Origin of the sequence: Sporosarcina sp. USHLN248 (assembly GCF_037144575.1) — a bacterium.
GTDB lineage: Bacteria > Bacillota > Bacilli > Bacillales_A > Planococcaceae > Sporosarcina > Sporosarcina contaminans.
Genome location: NZ_JBBCZC010000106.1, coordinates 1 through 551, shown reverse-complemented (window position 1 = coordinate 551; position 551 = coordinate 1). Strand labels below are relative to the sequence as shown.

Sequence of the window (551 nt, the reverse complement as noted above, 5' to 3'; positions counted from 1 at the left end):
GTGGTTCATATTCCGTAAATATCCTTAGAAAGGAGGTGATCCAGCCGCACCTTCCGATACGGCTACCTTGTTACGACTTCACCCCAATCATCTGTCCCACCTTCGGCGGCTGGCTCCCGTAAGGGTTACCCCACCGACTTCGGGTGTTACAAACTCTCGTGGTGTGACGGGCGGTGTGTACAAGACCCGGGAACGTATTCACCGTGGCATGCTGATCCACGATTACTAGCGATTCCGGCTTCATGCAGGCGAGTTGCAGCCTGCAATCCGAACTGGGAACGGTTTTATGGGATTGGCTCCCCCTCGCGGGTTCGCAGCCCTTTGTACCGTCCATTGTAGCACGTGTGTAGCCCAGGTCATAAGGGGCATGATGATTTGACGTCATCCCCACCTTCCTCCGGTTTGTCACCGGCAGTCACCTTAGAGTGCCCAACTGAATGCTGGCAACTAAGATCAAGGGTTGCGCTCGTTGCGGGACTTAACCCAACATCTCACGACACGAGCTGACGACAACCATGCACCACCTGTCACCGCTGTCCCCGAAGGGAAAG

1 rRNA gene is annotated in these 551 nt (G+C 55.5%); it reads right to left on the bottom strand.

Going from position 1 to position 551, the window contains the following annotated elements:
* Positions 1-28 precede the first annotated feature (28 nt).
* Positions 29-551 (bottom strand): 16S ribosomal RNA (locus WFH04_RS18120); the annotation flags it as partial.